The organism is Kitasatospora sp. NPDC002551, assembly GCF_040296005.1.
GTDB lineage: Bacteria > Actinomycetota > Actinomycetes > Streptomycetales > Streptomycetaceae > Kitasatospora.
The window spans coordinates 22,062-39,478 of the sequence record NZ_JBEOWI010000059.1; the positions used below are offsets into that span (position 1 = coordinate 22,062).

18 protein-coding genes are annotated in these 17,417 nt (G+C 74.2%); 13 read left to right on the top strand and 5 right to left on the bottom strand.

Going from position 1 to position 17,417, the window contains the following annotated elements; genetic code table 11:
- Positions 1-297 precede the first annotated feature (297 nt).
- Both ABT093_RS33755 and ABT093_RS33760 read left to right on the top strand, forming a co-directional pair.
- Positions 298-975, top strand: a complete 678-nt coding sequence (locus ABT093_RS33755) for an Rv1733c family protein (protein ID WP_350570860.1) — start codon at positions 298-300, stop codon at positions 973-975.
- Between the two features lie 25 nt (positions 976-1,000).
- The gene (locus ABT093_RS33760) at positions 1,001-1,519 is read left to right on the top strand and encodes a GNAT family N-acetyltransferase (protein WP_350570861.1); all 519 of its coding nucleotides are present in this window, start codon (positions 1,001-1,003) and stop codon (positions 1,517-1,519) included.
- A gap of 346 nt (positions 1,520-1,865) precedes the next feature.
- Here ABT093_RS33760 and ABT093_RS33765 read toward each other — a convergent pair whose 3' ends face one another.
- Together ABT093_RS33765 and asnB are read right to left on the bottom strand one after the other, a co-directional pair.
- On the bottom strand, positions 1,866-2,534 hold the full coding sequence (locus tag ABT093_RS33765; protein WP_350570863.1) for a YoaK family protein: 669 nt from the start codon (positions 2,532-2,534) through the stop codon (positions 1,866-1,868).
- A 76-nt stretch (positions 2,535-2,610) separates the two neighbouring features.
- Complete coding sequence (asnB, locus tag ABT093_RS33770) at positions 2,611-4,443, bottom strand: asparagine synthase (glutamine-hydrolyzing) (RefSeq protein ID WP_350570865.1); 1,833 nt, start codon at positions 4,441-4,443, stop codon at positions 2,611-2,613.
- A 221-nt stretch (positions 4,444-4,664) separates the two neighbouring features.
- On the opposite strand from asnB, the gene ABT093_RS33775 reads away from it, so the two are divergent.
- The 5 genes from ABT093_RS33775 to ABT093_RS33795 all read left to right on the top strand — a co-directional run bounded on the left by ABT093_RS33775 (position 4,665) and on the right by ABT093_RS33795 (position 7,838).
- Positions 4,665-5,036, top strand: a complete 372-nt coding sequence (locus tag ABT093_RS33775) for a BlaI/MecI/CopY family transcriptional regulator (RefSeq protein ID WP_350570893.1) — start codon at positions 4,665-4,667, stop codon at positions 5,034-5,036.
- Positions 5,033-5,917 (top strand): M56 family metallopeptidase, encoded by an 885-nt coding sequence (locus ABT093_RS33780; RefSeq protein ID WP_350570866.1) that lies wholly within the window; start codon positions 5,033-5,035, stop codon positions 5,915-5,917. The genes ABT093_RS33775 and ABT093_RS33780 overlap by 4 nt, the downstream gene beginning before the upstream one ends.
- Before the next feature lie 141 nt (positions 5,918-6,058).
- Positions 6,059-6,562 carry a metallophosphoesterase family protein gene (locus ABT093_RS33785; protein ID WP_350570867.1) on the top strand — a complete coding sequence of 168 codons (504 nt, stop codon included), beginning with the start codon at positions 6,059-6,061 and terminating at the stop codon, positions 6,560-6,562.
- Between the two features lie 126 nt (positions 6,563-6,688).
- Positions 6,689-7,195, top strand: coding sequence for a hemerythrin domain-containing protein (locus tag ABT093_RS33790; RefSeq protein ID WP_350570869.1), 507 nt, complete (start codon positions 6,689-6,691; stop codon positions 7,193-7,195).
- A gap of 94 nt (positions 7,196-7,289) precedes the next feature.
- Positions 7,290-7,838, top strand: a complete 549-nt coding sequence (locus tag ABT093_RS33795) for a hypothetical protein (protein WP_350570870.1) — start codon at positions 7,290-7,292, stop codon at positions 7,836-7,838.
- Positions 7,839-7,863: 25 nt separating this feature from the next.
- On the opposite strand, the gene ABT093_RS33800 is transcribed toward ABT093_RS33795, so the two are convergent.
- Positions 7,864-8,892 carry a C40 family peptidase gene (locus ABT093_RS33800; protein ID WP_350570871.1) on the bottom strand — a complete coding sequence of 343 codons (1,029 nt, stop codon included), beginning with the start codon at positions 8,890-8,892 and terminating at the stop codon, positions 7,864-7,866.
- A 406-nt stretch (positions 8,893-9,298) separates the two neighbouring features.
- Here ABT093_RS33800 and ABT093_RS33805 point away from each other — a divergent pair, with 406 nt between their 5' ends.
- From ABT093_RS33805 to meaB, 3 genes are read left to right on the top strand one after another with little or no spacing between them, the layout of a single operon-like run.
- Positions 9,299-11,233 (top strand): methylmalonyl-CoA mutase subunit beta, encoded by a 1,935-nt coding sequence (locus tag ABT093_RS33805; protein ID WP_350570873.1) that lies wholly within the window; start codon positions 9,299-9,301, stop codon positions 11,231-11,233.
- Complete coding sequence (gene scpA, locus ABT093_RS33810) at positions 11,230-13,434, top strand: methylmalonyl-CoA mutase (protein WP_350570874.1); 2,205 nt, start codon at positions 11,230-11,232, stop codon at positions 13,432-13,434. The genes ABT093_RS33805 and scpA overlap by 4 nt, the downstream gene beginning before the upstream one ends.
- Positions 13,435-13,446: 12 nt before the next feature.
- Positions 13,447-14,445, top strand: coding sequence for a methylmalonyl Co-A mutase-associated GTPase MeaB (gene meaB, locus ABT093_RS33815; RefSeq protein WP_350570876.1), 999 nt, complete (start codon positions 13,447-13,449; stop codon positions 14,443-14,445).
- A gap of 240 nt (positions 14,446-14,685) precedes the next feature.
- On the opposite strand, the gene ABT093_RS33820 is transcribed toward meaB, so the two are convergent.
- Positions 14,686-14,904 carry a hypothetical protein gene (locus tag ABT093_RS33820; RefSeq protein ID WP_350570878.1) on the bottom strand — a complete coding sequence of 73 codons (219 nt, stop codon included), beginning with the start codon at positions 14,902-14,904 and terminating at the stop codon, positions 14,686-14,688.
- Between the two features lie 196 nt (positions 14,905-15,100).
- Here ABT093_RS33820 and ABT093_RS33825 point away from each other — a divergent pair, with 196 nt between their 5' ends.
- The 3 genes from ABT093_RS33825 to ABT093_RS33835 are packed head-to-tail and all read left to right on the top strand — an operon-like array spanning position 15,101 to position 16,672.
- Positions 15,101-15,856 carry a helix-turn-helix domain-containing protein gene (locus tag ABT093_RS33825; protein ID WP_350570880.1) on the top strand — a complete coding sequence of 252 codons (756 nt, stop codon included), beginning with the start codon at positions 15,101-15,103 and terminating at the stop codon, positions 15,854-15,856.
- Positions 15,857-15,867: 11 nt separating this feature from the next.
- Positions 15,868-16,341 (top strand): hypothetical protein, encoded by a 474-nt coding sequence (locus ABT093_RS33830; RefSeq protein WP_350570881.1) that lies wholly within the window; start codon positions 15,868-15,870, stop codon positions 16,339-16,341.
- Between the two features lie 22 nt (positions 16,342-16,363).
- A complete protein-coding gene (locus ABT093_RS33835; protein ID WP_350570882.1) occupies positions 16,364-16,672 on the top strand; it encodes a putative quinol monooxygenase in 309 nt (102 codons plus the stop codon).
- 107 nt (positions 16,673-16,779) lie between these two features.
- Here ABT093_RS33835 and ABT093_RS33840 read toward each other — a convergent pair whose 3' ends face one another.
- Positions 16,780-17,382 carry a superoxide dismutase gene (locus ABT093_RS33840; RefSeq protein WP_350570883.1) on the bottom strand — a complete coding sequence of 201 codons (603 nt, stop codon included), beginning with the start codon at positions 17,380-17,382 and terminating at the stop codon, positions 16,780-16,782.
- Between the last annotated feature and the right edge of the window lie 35 nt (positions 17,383-17,417).

Here is a 17,417-nt window from a genome sequence, read left to right on the forward strand (position 1 = left end):
CAATCGCCGCGAGCGGGAGGCGGCCCCAACCCCGCCCCCCGCTCTGCACGGCGGCCCGGCGAGCCCCCACAGCGGGCCGGGCCTCCGCGTCCCCGGCACGAGAACGCGGCCGGAGCCCAGCCTGCCCCCTCGCCCCCCGTCCCGCCGAGGGCCGAACGTCCCGGTCCCGGCCTGCCGTTAGGGGCTTAGGGCCCGCCTCCCGGCTACCCGCCGGGCTCTTGTGCGAGGGGCCGGTGCCGGGAGAGATTGGAATCCGACGGGGCCGAAGCACGCCAACAGCCGTGAGGAGCACGCATCGTGTCCAGCTCACCCCGCTCGGCCCGCACCGCGTCCCTGCCCCGGCGCACCGGCCGCCGGCTGCGCCGCGCCCTCGGCAGCCGCCGCACCGTCCAGCGCCACGAACCGCTCGCCCGCCCCGTCGACCGGGCCCGCAGCCGGGCCTGGCTGGTCGCCGGGCTCGCCCTGCTCGTCGGCCTGGCCGGCGTGGTCACCGCCGCCGTCCTCGGCTACCGCGCGGCCGGGCGCACCGCCGAGGCCGAACGCGGCCGGCTGCACCGCACCGAGGCGCTCGTCCTCGGCAAGCTGCGCACCGAGGAGACCGGTGCCGGCCGCTGGAGCGGCGGCTACGAGAAGCGCACCGACACCTCGGTGTCCTGGACGACGCCCGACGGCGCCGCCCGTACCGGTACCGTCGAGGCGCCGCGCAGCACCGCCAGCGGCTCCACCATCGTCCTGTGGGTCGACGACGACGGCCGGCCCGCCACCGCTCCGGCCACCCGGATCGGCCTGGCCGTGGGCGCGGTCTGCACCGGGCTGGCCGGTTCGGCCACCCTGACCGCGCTGATCGGCGGCGCGCTCGCGCTGCGGCTGCGGGTGCTCGACCGGCGCGCGGACCGCGACTGGGAACGTTCCTGGGCGCGCTGGGAGCCGCGCTGGTCGGGGCGGGGGCGGGCCAGCCAGCCGCAGGACGACTGAACGTCCGATGATCCGAGGAGCACCGTTGTTCACCACCGACCGCCTGACCACCCGCCTCTGGGAGCACACCGACGCGGAGCGCGCGTACGACCTGTACTCGCGCTGGGAGGTCGCCCGGTGGCTGGGCGCCACGCCGCGGGCGCTGGCGTCGCCCGACGAGGTGCCGGCCATGATCGACCGCTGGCGCGGGCGCTCGGCCGACCCCCGGTACGGCGTCTGGGCGCTGGAGCGGCGGGACACCGGCGTGGTGGTCGGCTCGGTGATGCTCCTCCCGCTGCCGGACGAGGACGGCACCGGGAACGGCGAGGTCGAGGTCGGCTGGCACCTCCACCCCGACTCCTGGGGTCACGGCTACGCCACCGAGGCCGCCCGCGCCGCCCTCGCCAAGGGCTTCGCCGACGGCCTCACCGAGATCTACGCCGTCGTCCGCCCCGACAACACCCGCTCCGCCGCCGTCTGCCACCGCCTCGGCATGACCCCGCAGGGCCGCACCACCCGCTGGTACGGCAGCGAGTTCGACTCCTTCCGCACCACCCACCCCTGACGCCCCGCCCACCCGCACCTGGGGCAGGAAGTCGGCCCGGCCGACTTCCTGCCCCACACCTCACGCACGCCCACCCGCCCCGCCCCCAGCGAATATGTAGACCGGTCCACAGATTCCCCAGCCCCGGGCGCGCACCTCGGAGTGGAAAGTCGGACAGGCCGACTTCCCACTCCACCCCCACCCACACCCGCTCCGCCTGGCCAGCGAATATGTAGACCAGTCCACAGATTCCCCAGCCTCGGCAGGCGCCTTGGAGTGGAAAGTCGGACAGGCCGACTTTCCACTCCAAGGGGCGCGGCAATGGTCAGTAGACCGGTCTACATATTTGGCTGGGGCACAGCGGGGCTCAGGGGTTGGGCCAGGGGGTGGTGGGGTGGCGGGAGGCGTGGTGGGTGAGGGCGGCGACGGTGAGGAGGAGGGCGAGGGCGGTGGCGAGGGCGACCGGAACGGTGGCGTGGAGCACGAGGAAGGCGCCGAGCAGGGCGCCCGCGAACATCCAGGCGGCGGAGGCGAGCCGGCGGGCGCCGGTGCGGTCGGCGGCCAGGGCGGTGAGCGTCATGGTCAGCACGGTGGTCGTCAGGTCCGGCACCTTGAGCGCGCGGACAACCGCGTTCTGCAGGCCCATCGCGGCACCCAGCACGCCGATCAGCGGGTACCGCACCGGATCGGCGGTGTGGCCGAAGGCCGCCGCGAAGGCGGTGCACGCGGCGAGCAGCACCGACTGCACGCCCGCCGTGGCGACCAGCAGCCGCCCGCGGTGGCCGGGCCGGCGTTCGGCGAGCCGGCCACCCGCCAGCGCGCCCGCCAGGAAGGCGGCGAGGGCGGTGAGCGAGGCCGTCGCGGACAGGCCCGGCGCCCCGGCCAGGGCGAAGCCGAGGAAGACCACGTTGCCGGTCATGTTGGCGACGAAGACGTGCCCGAGCGCGAGGTAGCTCACCGCGTCGACCAGCCCGGTCACCACCGTCAGCACCAGCAGCATCGGCACCAGCGGACCGTGCCGGGGGTCGCCGCGCATCCACGTCCTCCTCGCCGGCCGGCTGCTCCTCCGGCAGCCTAACGGGGCCGGCGAGGAAGGGAGCGCGGACGAACGGTCAGACGGCGAGCGCCGGGCGGTGGTGGTCCAGCCAGAGGGCGAGGTCCACGACCCGCTCCAGTCGCAGCCGGTGGCCCCACTCCAGCTGGTCGGCCGGCGTGTCCAGGCTGCTCTTGATCACCGTCTCGTCGGCGATGTCCCGCACGTGCGGCGCGTCCAGCGCCTCGCGCGCGAGCCGCTGCAGACCGCTGTTGTAGTCGGCGTGGTGGGTGGCCGGGTAGTGGTTCTTCGGCCGCCAGAGCACCGAGTCCGGGGCGATGCCCTGCCCGGCCGCGCGCAGCAGGCTCTTCTCCCGGCCGTCGTAGTTCTTCATCGCCCACGGCGTGCTGAACGCGTACTCGACCAGCCGGTGGTCGCAGTACGGCACCCGCACCTCCAGGCCCTGGGCCATCGACAGCCGGTCCTTGCGGTGCAGCAGCTGGCGCAGCCAGCGGGTCAGCGACAGGTGCTGCATCTCGCGCTGCCGGTGCTCGGCCGGGCTCTCGCCCTCGACGTGCGGGACGGCGGCCAGCGAGGCGGCGTAGGTGTCGTCGCGGAACTCGCCGATCCGCAGGTGGGCGGCGAGTTCCGGGTTGATCGGCATGGCCGCCTCGTCCCCGGTGACGAGCAGCCAGGGGAAGGTCCGCGCGGCCAGCGCCTTGGGGTTGTGGAACCACGGGTAGCCGCCGAACACCTCGTCGGCCGCCTCGCCGGAGAGCGCGACCGTCGAGTGCTTGCGGATCTCGCCGAACAGCAGGTAGAGCGAGGTGTCCATGTCGCCGACGCCGATCGGCGAGTCCCGGGAGACGACGACGGCCCGCCGGTTCTCCAGGTCCAGCAGGGTGCGCGGGTCGAGCACCACGGTGGAGTGCTCGCTGCCGATGAACGCCCCGGCCTCGGCGGCGTACGGGGTGTCGTGGCCGGTGCGCAGCACGTCGCCGGTGAACTGCTCGGCCTGGTCGCTGTAGTCGACGGCGTAGGAGCGCAGCTTGGCCTGCGGGCCCTCCTGGACGCGCAGTTCGTCGGCGACCAGGGCGGTCACGATGGTGGAGTCCAGGCCCCCGGAGAGCAGGCTGCAGAGCGGGACGTCCGCCTCCAGCTGGGCGCGGGCCGCGCGGTTGACCAGCTCGCCGATCCGCTCCTTGGTGGCGTCCAGGTCGTCGGTGTGCGGGCGCGCGGTGAGCTCCCAGTAGCGGCGCTCGCGCACGCCCGAGCGGTCGAGGACGAGCAGCCCGCCGGGGTGGACCTCGCGGACCCCGGACCAGACCGTGGGGCCGGTGTTGAAGAGCAGGCTGTAGGCCTCGCGCAGGCCGTCGGCGTCGACGGTGGGAGTGACCCCGGGGTGGGCGAACAGCGCCTTGGGCTCGGAGCCGAAGACCAGGCCGCCGTCGACCTCGGCCCAGAACAGCGGCTTGACGCCGAGCCGGTCGCGGACCAGCAGCAGCCGCTGCTCGCGCTCGTCCCAGACGGCGAAGGCGTACATGCCCTCCAGCCGGTCGACCAGGGCGTCGCCCCACTCCTGGTAGGCGCGGAGCACCACCTCGGTGTCGCTGCGGGTCTCGAAGCGGTGGCCCCGGGCGCGCAGTTCGGTGCGCAGCGCGTGGTGGTTGTAGACCTCGCCGCTGTAGGTGAGCACGGCGGCCGGCTCCTCGGGGCGGTCGGCCATGGGCTGGGCGCCGCCCTCGATGTCGATGACGGCGAGGCGCCGGTGGCCGAGGGCGGCGTGACGGCCGAGCCAGACACCGCCGGCGTCGGGGCCCCGCAGGGTCATGGTGGCGGTCATCGCCTCGATGACGGGGGCGCTGTGGCGGACGTCCTGGTGGAAGGACACCCAGCCGGTGATTCCGCACATGCGCGAGCACTCCTTGGACGAGCTGACAATCGGATCCGGCCCACCAGTCGGACAAGCGGGGGCGGTGGTTCCACGGATTCGGACACTTTTCCGGCCACGCCCCGGCGCCCGCCCACCTGCGCGTCCGCACGGCGGCGGCCGTACGATGGGCGGCGACCACGACAGCGGGACAGCGGAACAGCAGGACCAGAACAGCGGGACGGCAGAGGAGCGGACGGGTGCTGCGCGGATTCGGCGATCTGGAGGCCGAGATCATGGACCGGCTCTGGTCCTGGGCCCGCCCCGCCACCGTCCGCGAGGTCGTCGACGACCTGCAGCGCGAGCGCCCGGTCGCGTACACCACCGTCAACACGGTCGCCGACATCCTGCACACCAAGGGCTGGCTGCGCCGCGAGAAGGTCGGCCGCGCCTGGGTCTACGAGCCGACCTGCACCCGCGAGTCGTACACCGCGCAGCTGATGCACCAGGCGCTGGAGACCACCTCGGACCGGGCCGGGGCGCTGCTGCACTTCGTCGACCGGATCAGCGGCGACGAGGCGACGGCGCTGCTCGCCGCCCTGGAGCAGGTCAAGGCCCGGGACGACGCCCCGTGACCCTGCTCCTGCTCGCGCTCCACCTGGTCCTGGTCGGCTTCCTGCTCCCCCGCCGGCTGGCCGGCTCGCGTCGGCTCCAGGCCCGGCCGGTCCTCGGCAGCGCCGTCTGGCTGGCGCTGATGGCCTCCTTCGGCACCGGTCTGCTGCTGGCCGCGCACCATCTGCTCGCCCCGCTCGGACACGAGCCGGCCGGGCTGGTCGGCCTGCTGCCGCACATCGAACCGCCCACCGCCGCACCGCACGCGCACGACTGGTGGGTGCCGGCCGCGGCCGTCGGGGCGGTCGCGGCGGTGGCGGCGGCGCTGGCGGGGCGGGCCGCGCGGGCCCGGCGGCGGCACCGGACGGCGCTGGACCTGGTGGCCGCCCGGGATCCGGGGAGCCCCCTGCTGGTGCTGGACGACCCGCGGCCCGCCGTCTACTGCCTGCCCGGCCGCCGGGCCCGGGTGGTGGCCACCCGCGGCGCCCTGGACCTGCTGGACGAGCGCCGGCTCGCCGCGGCCGTCGCCCACGAGCACGGTCATCTGCGGGGCCGTCACCACCTGGTGCTGCTCGCCGCGGACACCTTCGCGCTGCTGCTCGGCCGCCGGCTGCCGCTGGCCCGCCTCGGGCGGGCGGAGGTCGCGCTGCTGCTGGAGATGGCGGCCGACGACGCCGCGCTCGCCCGGGTGACGCGCACCGACCTGGCCGGCGCCCTGTGCGCGCTGGCGACCGCCGACGCCACCGCCCCCGGACCGGGCACGCTCGCCGCCACGTCCACCGGCGTGCTCGCCCGCGTCCAGCGCCTCGCGCGCACCCCCGCGCCCCCGGCGCGCGCCTACCGGCTGGCCGCCCTCGCCACCCCGCTGCTCCCCTACCTGCTCGCCTGCGCCCCGCATCCGTAGCACGCCCCGGCGTTTCGGCGTCCCTGTGTTTCGGCGTCCCGGTGTCCCCGTGCCCCGCCGCTTCGGCGTTTCGGCGGCGCTCGGCCGGAGCGCTCCCGGGAGGATCGGACCCACCGCCCGCCACACCCGCCGGAGCCCCGGATGCGCCTGCTGATCACCTCCGACACCCATGTCCCGCCGCGCGCACGGCAGTTGCCCGCGCCGCTGCTCGCCGCCGCGGAGGAGGCCGAGGTGGTGTTCCACGCCGGAGACTGGGTCGACACCGCCACCCTGGACCTGCTGCTGGCGCGGTCCGCGCGGCTGGTCGCCGTCCACGGCAACAACGACGGACCGGCGCTGCGCGAGCGCCTCCCCGAGGTCGCACGGGTGGAACTCCAGGGCCTGCGCTTCGCCGTGGTGCACGAGAGCGGCCCGGCCCGGGGCCGCGAGGAGCGGTGCGAGGCGCGCTTCCCCGACACCGACGTGCTGGTCTTCGGCCACAGCCACATCCCCTGGGACAGCACCGCACCCGGCGGCCTTCGGCTGCTCAATCCCGGATCGCCCACCGACCGCCGCCGCCAGCCGTTCGCCACGTACCTGACCGCCCGGGTGGACGACGGCCGCCTCACCGACGTCCGGCTCCACCGTCTGCCGCCCCGCTCCTGACCGCGGACGGGAAGCACGGACGGTCTTGCCGTCCGGCCCGGCCGCGTGATCGAATCGCCCGAGCATCGCGTGCCGGTGGCGGACCGCGCCAGGCATGGAGGTGCGGAACCGAAGGGACGGCCGATCATGGCTTCCCCCGTCGGCGACCGCGCGGTCGCCCTCAGTCTCCAGCTCTCCCGGACCCACCGGGACCTGCTCCGCCGGATCGACGACCTCAGGTCCGGCGACGACCCCGGCACCCTTCTGCCGGACGACGACCCGCTCGCCGCCCACTGCCTGGCCTTCTGCGACGCCCTGACGTCCCATCACCAGGGCGAGGACGACGGCCTGTTCGCCCAACTGCTGCGCGAACGCCCCGCTCTCGCGCCGACGATCGCCAAGCTCGTCGAGGACCACGAGCTGATCTCCTCGATCCTGTCGAGGGTGCGCGACCTCGCGCTGCGGTCCGCGAGGACGGACGCCACCGAGCGCAAGGCGATCCGGGGCGAACTCGACGGCCTCTCGGCGATCATGCACTCCCACTTCCGGTACGAGGAACGGACGATCAGCGCGGCCCTCGACGCCACGTCGCCGGTCGGCGACTGGCCCGACACGGTCTTCCACCCCGACGGACCCGGACGTCCGGCCGTCTGACCCCGGCCGCGCCCGCTCCCGCGGTCCCGCCGCCCGGCACGGCTCGGCGCCCACGCGCAGGCGTGGACGCCGGCCGCCCGGGCAGCCGCCCGGCATGGACGTGACGCACCCGACCCGGCCACGCGCCGGAGGACCCACCCCCGCGCCCGGGGACACCCGGCCGGACCGCCGGTGGCTCGGGATCCACCTCAGCGACCACCTGGCCGGAGCCACGGCCGGCCTGGCGCTCTCCCGCCGGGCCGGCCGGGCCCACCGGAAGGACCCGCTCGGCCCCGGCCTGCGCCGGCTCTCCCAGGAGATCGCCGAGGACCGCGGGGCCCTGCTCTCCCTGATCCGGCGGCTCGACCTGCCGGTGCGGCGACACAAGGCCGCCGCCGCCTGGCTCGGCGAGAAGGCCGCCCGCCTCAAGCCCAACGGCCGCCTGCTGAACCGCTCGCCGCTCAGCGACGTCCTGGAACTGGAAGCGCTCGCCCTGGGGATCCGGGGCGAGGCGATGCTCCGGCGGACCCTGCTGCAGATCGCCGACCGCCACCCCGCCCCGCTCGACCCCGGCCGCCTCGAACGCCTCGCCGATCGCGCCGACCGCCAGGCCGGCGAGGTCGACACCCTGCGCGCCGCCGTCGCCAGGGAGGTCCTCGCCTGACCCGCCACGGCCGTCCGCCCGTGGATCAGGGGCGGACGGCGCCGACGTAGGGCATCGCGTCGATGGGCAGGACCTCGACGTTCTTGCCGGTGCGCGGGGCGTGGATCATCTTGCCCTCGCCGATGTAGAGGCCGACGTGGTGCAGGTCGGCGTAGAAGAAGACCAGGTCGCCCGGCTGCAGGTCGGCGCGGGCGATCCGGGCGCCGGCCTTCCACTGGTCCTGCGAGACGCGCGGGAGCTTGACGCCCGCCGCGCGGTAGGCGGCGCCGGTCAGGCCGGAGCAGTCGTAGCCGGACGGGCCGGTGGCGCCCCAGACGTAGGGCTTGCCGAGCTGGGCGTAGGCGAACTGGACGATGGTGGCGGCCCGCCCGGTGGCGGGGCCGGCGTAGGCGGGGCGCTCGGCGGCGGAGCGGGAGGCGCGGGTGGCGGCGGCCTCCTGGGCGTTGACCTTGGCGCGGTCGGCGGCGCTCAGCTTGTTGAGCAGCGCCTGCGCCTTGGCCAGCTTCTCCTGGATCGTCTTCTTCTCCGCCGCCAGGGCGGTGCCGGCCCCGTCCAGCTGGGCGAGGGTGGCGGTGGCCTCGGCGCGGTCCTGGTCCAGCCGGCGCTGCTCGTCCAGGGCCCGGCGCAGCAGCGCCGCCTGGGAGTCGACGACCTGGTTCTGGGCGGAGGCCCGGGCCAGGTAGCCGCCCGGGTCGGAGTCGAGCATCAGCTGCACGGACGGGTCGATGCCACCGTTGCGGTACTGCTCGGCCGCGATGCCGCCGAGCTGGGTGCGCAGTTCGTTCATCGCCTCCTGGCCGCGGGCCACCTTCTCCTGGATCCGGTTGGCATCGCCCTGGAGCGTCCGCTGCTTCTCCTGGAAGCCGTTGTAGCGCTCGATCGACTGCTCGGCCTCCTCGTTCAGCTGGTCGACCTGCTCCTTGACGGCGGCGAGACCGGGCGTCGGCTCGGCCTGGGCGGGGCCCGCGGTGAGGACGACGCCGCCGGCCATCGCGGTGGTGACGACCGCCAGGCGGGCCCGGCTCGGCGGGCTGGGCTTGCGGCGCTTTCCCATGACGGCTGACTCCTCGGGGCAGGACGGGACAGGACGGGACACGGTGGAACGGGGCGGGACGGGACACGGCGGGGCACGGCGGGGCACGGCGGAGCGGGGGAGCGGGGGAGGGAACGCGGGCAGGGGCGATTCCGGGGGGAGCGTCACCCTCCGCCCGCGTTCTACGAAGTAAGTTAATAGATGATGCCCGCCGTTCCGCAAGCCGCCCATCGCACGACCACGCCGCATCCACTGTGCGACCACCCCGCGACCACTTCCGGGCCACGCCACAGCCACGCCACAGCCACCGCGCACCCACCCCGCAGCCCCCGCCCGGCACCGGTAGTGCAACAGAGTGCAGAGCGAGGGCAAGGTCACACCCTCCGCCTCTCCTGCACCGCCGCGAACGGGCGCTAACCTGCGGGGCATGACGGTCCCGCCCGAAGGGCTTCCCCTGGCCGCCGAGTTCCCGGCCGCCCACCGCGAGCAGTGGCAGACCCTCGTCGAGGGTGTGCTCCGCAAGTCGGGGGCGCAGCCCGAGGACGGCGCCGCGGCCGAGCACGCGCTCAGCACCGCGCTCCAGGACGGGCTGCGCGCCCGCCCGCTGTACACCGCCGAGGACGCCCCGGCCGGCCCGGGCTTCCCCGGCTTCCCGCCGTTCGTCCGCGGCGCCCGCCCGCAGGGCGCCTCGGTCGCGGGCTGGGACGTCCGCCAGCGGCACGGCGACCCCGATCCCCGGCGCACCAACGAGGCGGTGCTGGCCGACCTGGAGCACGGCGGCGGCTCGCTCTGGCTGCAGCTGGGCGGCGCCGGCCTGCCGGTCACCGCCCTGGGCGAGGCGCTCACCGGCGTCTACCTGGACCTGGCCGGGGTGGTGCTCGACGCGGGCGCCGAATTCCCCGAGGCCGCCGACCGGTTGTTCGAGCTGTACCAGGAGCGCGAGGTCTCCCCGGGCTCCGCCGCCGGCGCCCTGGGCGCCGACCCGCTGGGCCTGCAGGCCCGCACCGGCGACGCCGCGCGCACCGACGCGCTGCTCGCCGGGGCCGCCGCGCTCGCCACCCGCTGCGCCGAGGGCTTCCCCGGCCTGCGGGCGCTGGCCGTCGACGCGCTGCCGTACCACGAGGCGGGCGCCTCGCCCGCGCAGGAGCTGGGCGCCTCGCTGGCCACCGGCGTCGCCTACCTGCGCGCGCTGACCGACGCCGGGCTGTCGGTGGACGCCGCGCTCGGCCAGCTGGAGTTCCGCTACGCCGCGGACGCCGACCAGTTCCTGACGATCGCCAAGTTCCGTGCCGCGCGCCGCCTGTGGGCCCGGGTGGCCGAGGCCTGCGGCGCCTCCCCGGCCGCCTCGGCGCAGCGTCAGCACGCCGTCACCTCCGCGGTGATGATGACCGCCCGCGACCCGTGGGTGAACATGCTCCGCACCACGATCGCCTGCCTGGCCGCCGGGGTCGGCGGGGCGGACGCGGTGACCGTGCTGCCGTTCGACGCGGCGCTCGGCCTGCCGGACGCCTTCGCCCGCCGGATCGCCCGCAACACCCAGGCGATCCTGCTGGAGGAGTCGCACCTGGCCCGGGTGGTCGACCCGGCCGGCGGCTCCTGGTACGTGGAGCGGCTGACCGACGAACTGGCGCACGCCGCCTGGGCGTGGTTCCAGGAGATCGAGCGGGCCGGCGGCCAGCGCGCCGCGCTGGAGTCGGGCCTGGTCGGCGAGCGGATCGCCGCGACCTGGGCGGAGCGCTCGGTGCGGCTCGCCAAGCGGCGCGAACCGGTCACCGGCGTCAGCGAGTTCCCGAACCTCGGCGAGCAGGCGCTGGTCCGCGAGCCGGCCCCGGCCGCTCCGGGCGGCGGGCTGCCGACGGTGCGCCGCGCCGAGGCCTTCGAGGCGCTGCGCGACCGCTCGGACGCGCGGCTCGCGGCCACCGGCGCCCGGCCGCGGCTGTTCCTGGCGTCGATCGGCACCGCCGCCGCGCACACCGCGCGCACCACCTTCGCCGCCAACCTGTTCCAGGCCGGCGGCATCGCCACCACCGCGCACGAGGGCACCGACCCGGCGGCCTTCGCCGGGGCGTTCGCCGCGAGCGGCGCCGCGGTGGCCTGCCTCTGCTCCAGCGACGCGCTGTACGGCGAGCACGCCGAGGCGGTCGCCGCCGCGCTCCGGGCGGCCGGTGCCAGCCGGGTGCTGCTGGCCGGCCGGCCGGGCGCGACGCCGCCGGCGGGCGTGGACGGGTTCGTGTTCGCGGGCGGCGACGCGGTCGCCGTCCTGACTTCCCTGCTCGACCTGCCCGACCTGCCCGACCTGCCCGACCGGCCCGGCGCGCCCGCGCCGGTCGACGCGCCCGACGCGATCGGAGTGGCCCGATGATCCCCGACTTCACCTCGATCGGGCTGGACGGGGACTCCCCCGCCGACGTCACCGACGGCCAGTGGCGCGCCGCCTGGCGGCAGGCCACCGGCAAGGACGTCGAGGAGCAGCTCTGGGACACCCCCGAGGGCATCGGCGTCAAGCCGCTGTACACCCCGGAGGACCTCGCGGGCCTGGACTTCCTGGGCACCTACCCGGGCATCGCCCCCTACCTGCGCGGCCCGTACCCGACGATGTACGTCAACCAGCCGTGGACGGTGCGCCAGTACGCCGGCTTCTCCACCGCCGAGGAGTCCAACGCCTTCTACCGCCGCAACCTGGCCGCCGGCCAGAAGGGCCTGTCGGTCGCCTTCGACCTGCCGACCCACCGCGGCTACGACAGCGACCACCCGCGCGTCACCGGCGACGTCGGCATGGCGGGCGTGGCGATCGACTCGATCTACGACATGCGCCAGCTGTTCGACGGCATCCCGCTGGACCGGATGTCGGTGTCGATGACGATGAACGGCGCGGTGCTGCCCGTCCTCGCGCTGTACATCGTGGCGGCCGAGGAGCAGGGCGTACCGCCCGAGAAGCTGGCCGGGACCATCCAGAACGACATCCTCAAGGAGTTCATGGTCCGCAACACCTACATCTACCCGCCGCAGCCGTCGATGCGGATCATCTCGGACATCTTCGCGTACACCTCGCAGAAGATGCCCCGGTACAACTCGATCTCCATCTCCGGCTACCACATCCAGGAGGCCGGGGCCACCGCCGACCTGGAGCTGGCCTACACCCTGGCCGACGGCGTGGAGTACCTGCGGGCCGGCCTGGACGTCGGTCTCGACGTGGACGCGTTCGCGCCGCGCCTGTCGTTCTTCTGGGCGATCGGCATGAACTTCTTCATGGAGGTCGCCAAGCTGCGCGCGGCCCGCCTGCTCTGGGCCAAGCTGGTCAAGCAGTTCGACCCGAAGAACGCCAAGTCGCTGTCGCTGCGCACCCATTCGCAGACCTCGGGCTGGTCGCTCACCGCCCAGGACGTCTTCAACAACGTCACCCGCACCTGTGTGGAGGCGATGGCCGCCACCCAGGGCCACACCCAGTCGCTGCACACCAACGCGCTGGACGAGGCGCTGGCGCTGCCGACCGACTTCTCCGCCCGGATCGCCCGCAACACCCAGCTGCTGCTCCAGCAGGAGTCCGGCACCTGCCGGGTCATCGACCCGTGGGGCGGCTCGGCGTACGTCGAGAAGCTGACGAACGACCTGGCCAACCGCGCCTGGCAGCACATCCAGGAGGTCGAGGCGGCCGGCGGCATGGCCAAGGCGATCGACGCGGGCATTCCCAAGCTGCGCGTCGAGGAGGCCGCCGCCCGCACCCAGGCGCGGATCGACTCCGGCCGCCAGCCGGTGATCGGCGTCAACAAGTACCGGGTGGAGAGCGACGAGCAGATCGAGGTGCTCAAGGTCGACAACTCCGCGGTGCGCGCCCGCCAGATCGAGAAGCTGCGCCGGCTGCGCGAGGAGCGCGACGAGGCCGCCACCCGCTCCGCGCTGGAGGCGCTGACCCGGGCCGCCGAGGCCGGTCCGCAGCGCGGCGGTTCGCTGGACGGCAACCTGCTGCACCTGGCGGTGAACGCGGCCCGCGCCAAGGCCACCGTCGGCGAGATCTCGGACGCCCTGGAGAAGGTGTACGGCCGGCACTCCGGCCAGATCCGTACCATCTCGGGTGTGTACCGAGACGAAGCGGGCCCGTCGGCCCCCCTGCAGCGCACCCGGGACCTGGTCGAGCGGTTCGAGCAGGCCGAGGGCCGCCGCCCGCGCATCCTGGTCGCCAAGATGGGCCAGGACGGCCACGACCGGGGCCAGAAGGTGATCGCCACCGCCTTCGCCGACCTCGGCTTCACGGTGGACGTCGGCCCGCTGTTCCAGACTCCGGCCGAGGTGGCCCGCCAGGCCGTCGAGGCGGACGTGCACATCGTCGGCGTCTCCTCGCTGGCGGCCGGCCACCTCACCCTGGTGCCGGCGCTGCGCGCCGAACTGGCCGCGGCCGGCCGCGAGGACATCACCATCGTGGTCGGCGGGGTGATCCCCCCGCAGGACTTCGACGCGCTGTACGAGGCGGGCGCCGCGGCGGTCTTCCCGCCCGGCACGGTGATCCCGGAGGCCGCCTACGACCTGCTGAAGTCGCTCGCCGCCGACCTCGGCCACGAGCTCTGAGGCGCTGAGCGGATGGCGCCCCGGACGATCGACCTCGACAGCTACGCGACGGGTGTGCGGGAGGGCTCGCGCGCGTACATCGCGCGGGCCATCACCCTCGTCGAGTCCATCCGGCCGGACCACCGCGCGCTGGCGCAGCAGCTGCTGACGATGCTGCTGCCGCACGCGGGCGGGGCGGTGCGGGTGGGCATCACGGGGGTGCCCGGGGTCGGCAAGTCGACCTTCATCGACGCCTTCGGCACCATGCTCACCGGGCTCGGGCACAAGGTCGCGGTGCTGGCCGTCGACCCGACGTCCAGCCGCACCGGCGGCTCGATCCTGGGCGACAAGACCCGGATGGAGCGCCTGGCCGTCGACCCGCACGCCTTCGTGCGCCCCTCCCCCACCTCCGGCACGCTCGGCGGGGTGGCCAAGGCCACCCGGGAGTCGATGCTGGTGATGGAGGCGGCGGGCTACGACGTGGTGCTGGTGGAGACGGTCGGCGTCGGCCAGTCGGAGACCACGGTGGCCGGCATGGTGGACTCCTTCCTGCTGCTGTCGCTGGCCCGCACCGGCGACCAGCTGCAGGGCATCAAGAAGGGCGTGCTGGAGCTCGCCGACGTCATCGCGGTCAACAAGGCGGACGGTCCGCACGAGACCGACGCCAAGGGCGCGGCCCGGGAGCTCGCGGGCGCGCTGCGGCTGCTCCAGGCCCCGGACGCGCCGTGGACGCCGCCGGTGCTGACCTGCTCGGGGCGTGACGGCAGCGGTCTGGACACCGTCTGGGAGCGGCTCCAGCAGCACCGCAAGGTGCTGGACGCGACCGGCGCGCTGGCCGCCAAGCGGCGCGACCAGCAGGTGGAGTGGACCTGGGCGATGGTGCACGACCAGCTGCTGGCCCGGCTGCACGCCCACCCCGAGGTGGGGCGGCTGGTCCCGGAGCTGGAACGGCGGGTGCGCGAGGGCACGATGACTGCCACCCTGGCGGCGGACAGAATCCTGGACGCCTTCAGCACGCCACCGGCGAGCTGAGCACGAGGCCGAGCGCCGTGCCCCACCCATGCGTGGGGCACGGCGCTTCGTCCTGCTCGGGGACCTCGAACCAGACCACCTTCCCCGGGCCTTCGGGGTACCAGCCCCACGCAACGGCCAGCGCCTCCACGAGCAACAGCCCACGCCCGCCCGTTTCTTCGGCCCCGCGCTCCCGCCTCGGGAGCACGGGGCACCGGTCAGTCACCTCGACTCTCAGTCGCCCCGGCCGCCGCAGCACGGTCACGGCACAAGGTCCCCGGTGTGCAGCAGCGCATTGGCGATCACCTCACTGGCACACAGCTCCAAGTCCTTGAACACGTCGCCCGAGAGCGGCACACCCCACTCCCGCACGATCGCCCCCACCAGCCACCGCGCCGCCGGCAACGCCTCCGGTGCCGGCGGCATCCCCCATTCCAGCGGAACCGGGAACCGGGCACTGCTGAGCGGGCTGACCACCATGAACGCCTCCACGTGGACGGGGCAGGAATGCTGCCGGTGCGAGGCCGCACGTCAAACAGAGCGGCCTGTCACCGACAGTCAACAAGTGGTCACGTGTATGGGACGATCGATGATGCGGCGCCCGCATACGCGTATGCGGGCGCCGCATCGGAGCGCGTCGCCGGCCCCGGGTGGGCCCGTAGCTTCGGGTGGGCTGGTGAACTGGAACTCGGTCGTGGTCCGGGAAGCGTCCCGGACCGGGAACTACGGCAAGGTCGTCGAACTGGCTCGAATCCACCGGCGGCTGACCCAACTGCAGTTGGGTGCGGCGTGCGGACTGTCGCAGTCGGCCGTCTCCCGGCTGGAGAAGCGCGGCAGCGGACCGTACGCCATGGACGTCCTGCTGCGGATCTCACGACATCTGGAGATCCCGCCGGCCGTGCTGGGCCTGGCCGGCCCGCCGACGCGGACGACGAAGGGAGGCGAGAACGTGGAAAGGCGTCAGTTCCTGGGCGCGGCGGCGGCGATCGCCGTCGCCGCGCCCGTTCTCGCCGTCGTCGACCACGTCATGGACGAGACCGAGCCGCAGACAGGCTCCGGCTCGCCACGACCTCGTACCGGAGGCTGGACGGTGTTCACCTTCGACGAATCCAAGATCGCCGCGGTCCGTGTCAACTGCGGCGCCAAGTTGGGGCTCGCCACATGGACGTCTGAGGGCGTCCGCTCCCCGGCCGCCACCGGTCACGCGAAACAGCGGGCGCTGCTGTTCATGGATGTGGCGGCGGGCCACCTGGCCGCGGGGCGGGTCGAGGCGGCGTTCGCGCTCGGCGGCCAAGCCCTGGAGATCGGCCTCCAGTACCGCTCGGGACGGATCGTCGAAAGAGGCCGTTCCCTGCGGAGATCGTTCAGCACGTCCTCGCCGTCCAAGGCCGTTCGTGAATTCGACGAGCGGCTGCACGGCGTACACCTCTAGGAAGGAGCACGATGCGGATCGGGATCACGGGGCACCGGGGGCTGGACGCCGAGCTGGAGCAGAAGGTCCGACAGCTGCTGGCCGACTCGCTGGCGGGCGAAGACACGTCCGAACTCACCGTCGTGTCCTGTATCGCGGACGGGCCGGATGCGTGGATCGCCGAGCTCGCGCTCGACCGGGGTGCCCGGCTCGAAGTGGTCGTCCCCGCCCAGCGGTACCGCGAGGGCCTGCCGGAGTGGCACCACCCGGTCTACGACCGTCTCCTCCGGGACGCCTCCGAGGAGCACCGCACCGGCCGGGTGGAGTCGGACGAGGCCGCGCACATGGCCGGGAGCGAGCTGCTCGTCGGCCAGGTCGACCGGCTGATCGCCGTCTGGGACGGACTGCCCGCCCGGGGCTTCGGCGGGACGGCGGACGTCGTCGCCCACGCACGGCGGCTGGGTGTTCCCGTCCAGGTGCTCTGGCCCGCCGGGGCCCGGCGCTGAGCGATCGAGGAAGGGGAGGAGCATGGGATTCGGCCTCGTTGTACGGTTCGTGGCCCGTGATGCGACAGCCGCTCACGCCTTCGACGAACTGGCACGGGAAGCACTCGAAGGGATCCGCGCCAAGGAGCCCGGGACTCTCGTCTACGTCAATCACGCCGTGCCGGACGAGCCGCGGATCCGGGTCTTCTACGAGCTGTACGCGGACCGCGAGGCGTTCGAGGAGCACGAGCGGCAGCCCCATGTCCGCCGGTTCCTGGCCGAGCGCGGCCGGTGCCTCGAATCGTTCGAGGTCACGTTCCTGGACGAGATCGACGGCAAGGGGTCTGCCTGACGTGCACGGAAGGGCCCCCGGACGGTTCGCACCGTTCGGGGGCCCTTCGTTACCTGCCCTGCCCTGGGTCAGGTGTTTGCGGGCGGCTCACCCCAGAACCAGCGGGGTCAGGCGCTCTTCGCCGCCGTGAAGCGGGCCGAGACGTCCTGCCAGTTGACGACGTCCCACAGGCGGGTGACGTAGTCCGGGCGGACGTTGCGGTACTGCAGGTAGTAGGCGTGCTCCCAGGCGTCGAAGGCCAGCAGCGGGGTGGTGCCCTGGCCGACGTTGCCGTGGTGGTCGTAGACCTGCTCGACGATCAGGCGGCCGGCCAGCGGCTCCCAGGAGAGGATGCCCCAGCCCGAGCCCTGCACGCCGGTGGTGGCGTTGGTCAGCTGCTTCTTGAACGCCTCGAAGCTGCCGAAGTGCTCGGTGATGGCGTCGGCCAGCTCGCCCTCGGGGCGGTCGCCGCCCTCCGGGGAGAGGTTCTGCCAGAACAGCGAGTGCAGCACGTGGCCGGAGAGGTGGAAGGCGAAGGTCTTCTGAAGGCCGACCAGACCGCCGAACTGCTCCTTGTCACGCGCCTCGGCCAGCTGCTCCAGGGTGTCGTTGGCGCCCTTGACGTACGCGGCGTGGTGCTTGGAGTGGTGCAGCTCCAGGATTTCCGCGGACATCGCGCGCTCCAGCGCGGAGTAGTCGTACGGCAGGTCGGGAAGCGAGTAGGTGCCCATCAGGACACGGCCCCTTTCGGCGGGTTCAACGGTGA

What these genes read in the sequence shown, in the direction of transcription:
- ABT093_RS33835 (WP_350570882.1), top strand. Translation starts at nt 16,364, where the DNA reads ATGGGATTCGGCCTCGTTGTACGGTTCGTGGCCCGTGATGCGACAGCC.
- meaB (WP_350570876.1), top strand. Translation starts at nt 13,447, where the DNA reads ATGGCGCCCCGGACGATCGACCTCGACAGCTACGCGACGGGTGTGCGG.
- asnB (WP_350570865.1), bottom strand. Translation starts at nt 4,443, where the DNA reads ATGTGCGGAATCACCGGCTGGGTGTCCTTCCACCAGGACGTCCGCCAC.
- ABT093_RS33805 (WP_350570873.1), top strand. Translation starts at nt 9,299, where the DNA reads ATGACGGTCCCGCCCGAAGGGCTTCCCCTGGCCGCCGAGTTCCCGGCC.
- ABT093_RS33795 (WP_350570870.1), top strand. Translation starts at nt 7,290, where the DNA reads ATGGACGTGACGCACCCGACCCGGCCACGCGCCGGAGGACCCACCCCC.
- ABT093_RS33765 (WP_350570863.1), bottom strand. Translation starts at nt 2,534, where the DNA reads ATGCGCGGCGACCCCCGGCACGGTCCGCTGGTGCCGATGCTGCTGGTG.
- ABT093_RS33785 (WP_350570867.1), top strand. Translation starts at nt 6,059, where the DNA reads ATGCGCCTGCTGATCACCTCCGACACCCATGTCCCGCCGCGCGCACGG.
- ABT093_RS33820 (WP_350570878.1), bottom strand. Translation starts at nt 14,904, where the DNA reads ATGGTGGTCAGCCCGCTCAGCAGTGCCCGGTTCCCGGTTCCGCTGGAA.
- ABT093_RS33830 (WP_350570881.1), top strand. Translation starts at nt 15,868, where the DNA reads ATGCGGATCGGGATCACGGGGCACCGGGGGCTGGACGCCGAGCTGGAG.
- ABT093_RS33800 (WP_350570871.1), bottom strand. Translation starts at nt 8,892, where the DNA reads ATGGGAAAGCGCCGCAAGCCCAGCCCGCCGAGCCGGGCCCGCCTGGCG.
- ABT093_RS33790 (WP_350570869.1), top strand. Translation starts at nt 6,689, where the DNA reads ATGGCTTCCCCCGTCGGCGACCGCGCGGTCGCCCTCAGTCTCCAGCTC.
- ABT093_RS33840 (WP_350570883.1), bottom strand. Translation starts at nt 17,382, where the DNA reads ATGGGCACCTACTCGCTTCCCGACCTGCCGTACGACTACTCCGCGCTG.
- scpA (WP_350570874.1), top strand. Translation starts at nt 11,230, where the DNA reads ATGATCCCCGACTTCACCTCGATCGGGCTGGACGGGGACTCCCCCGCC.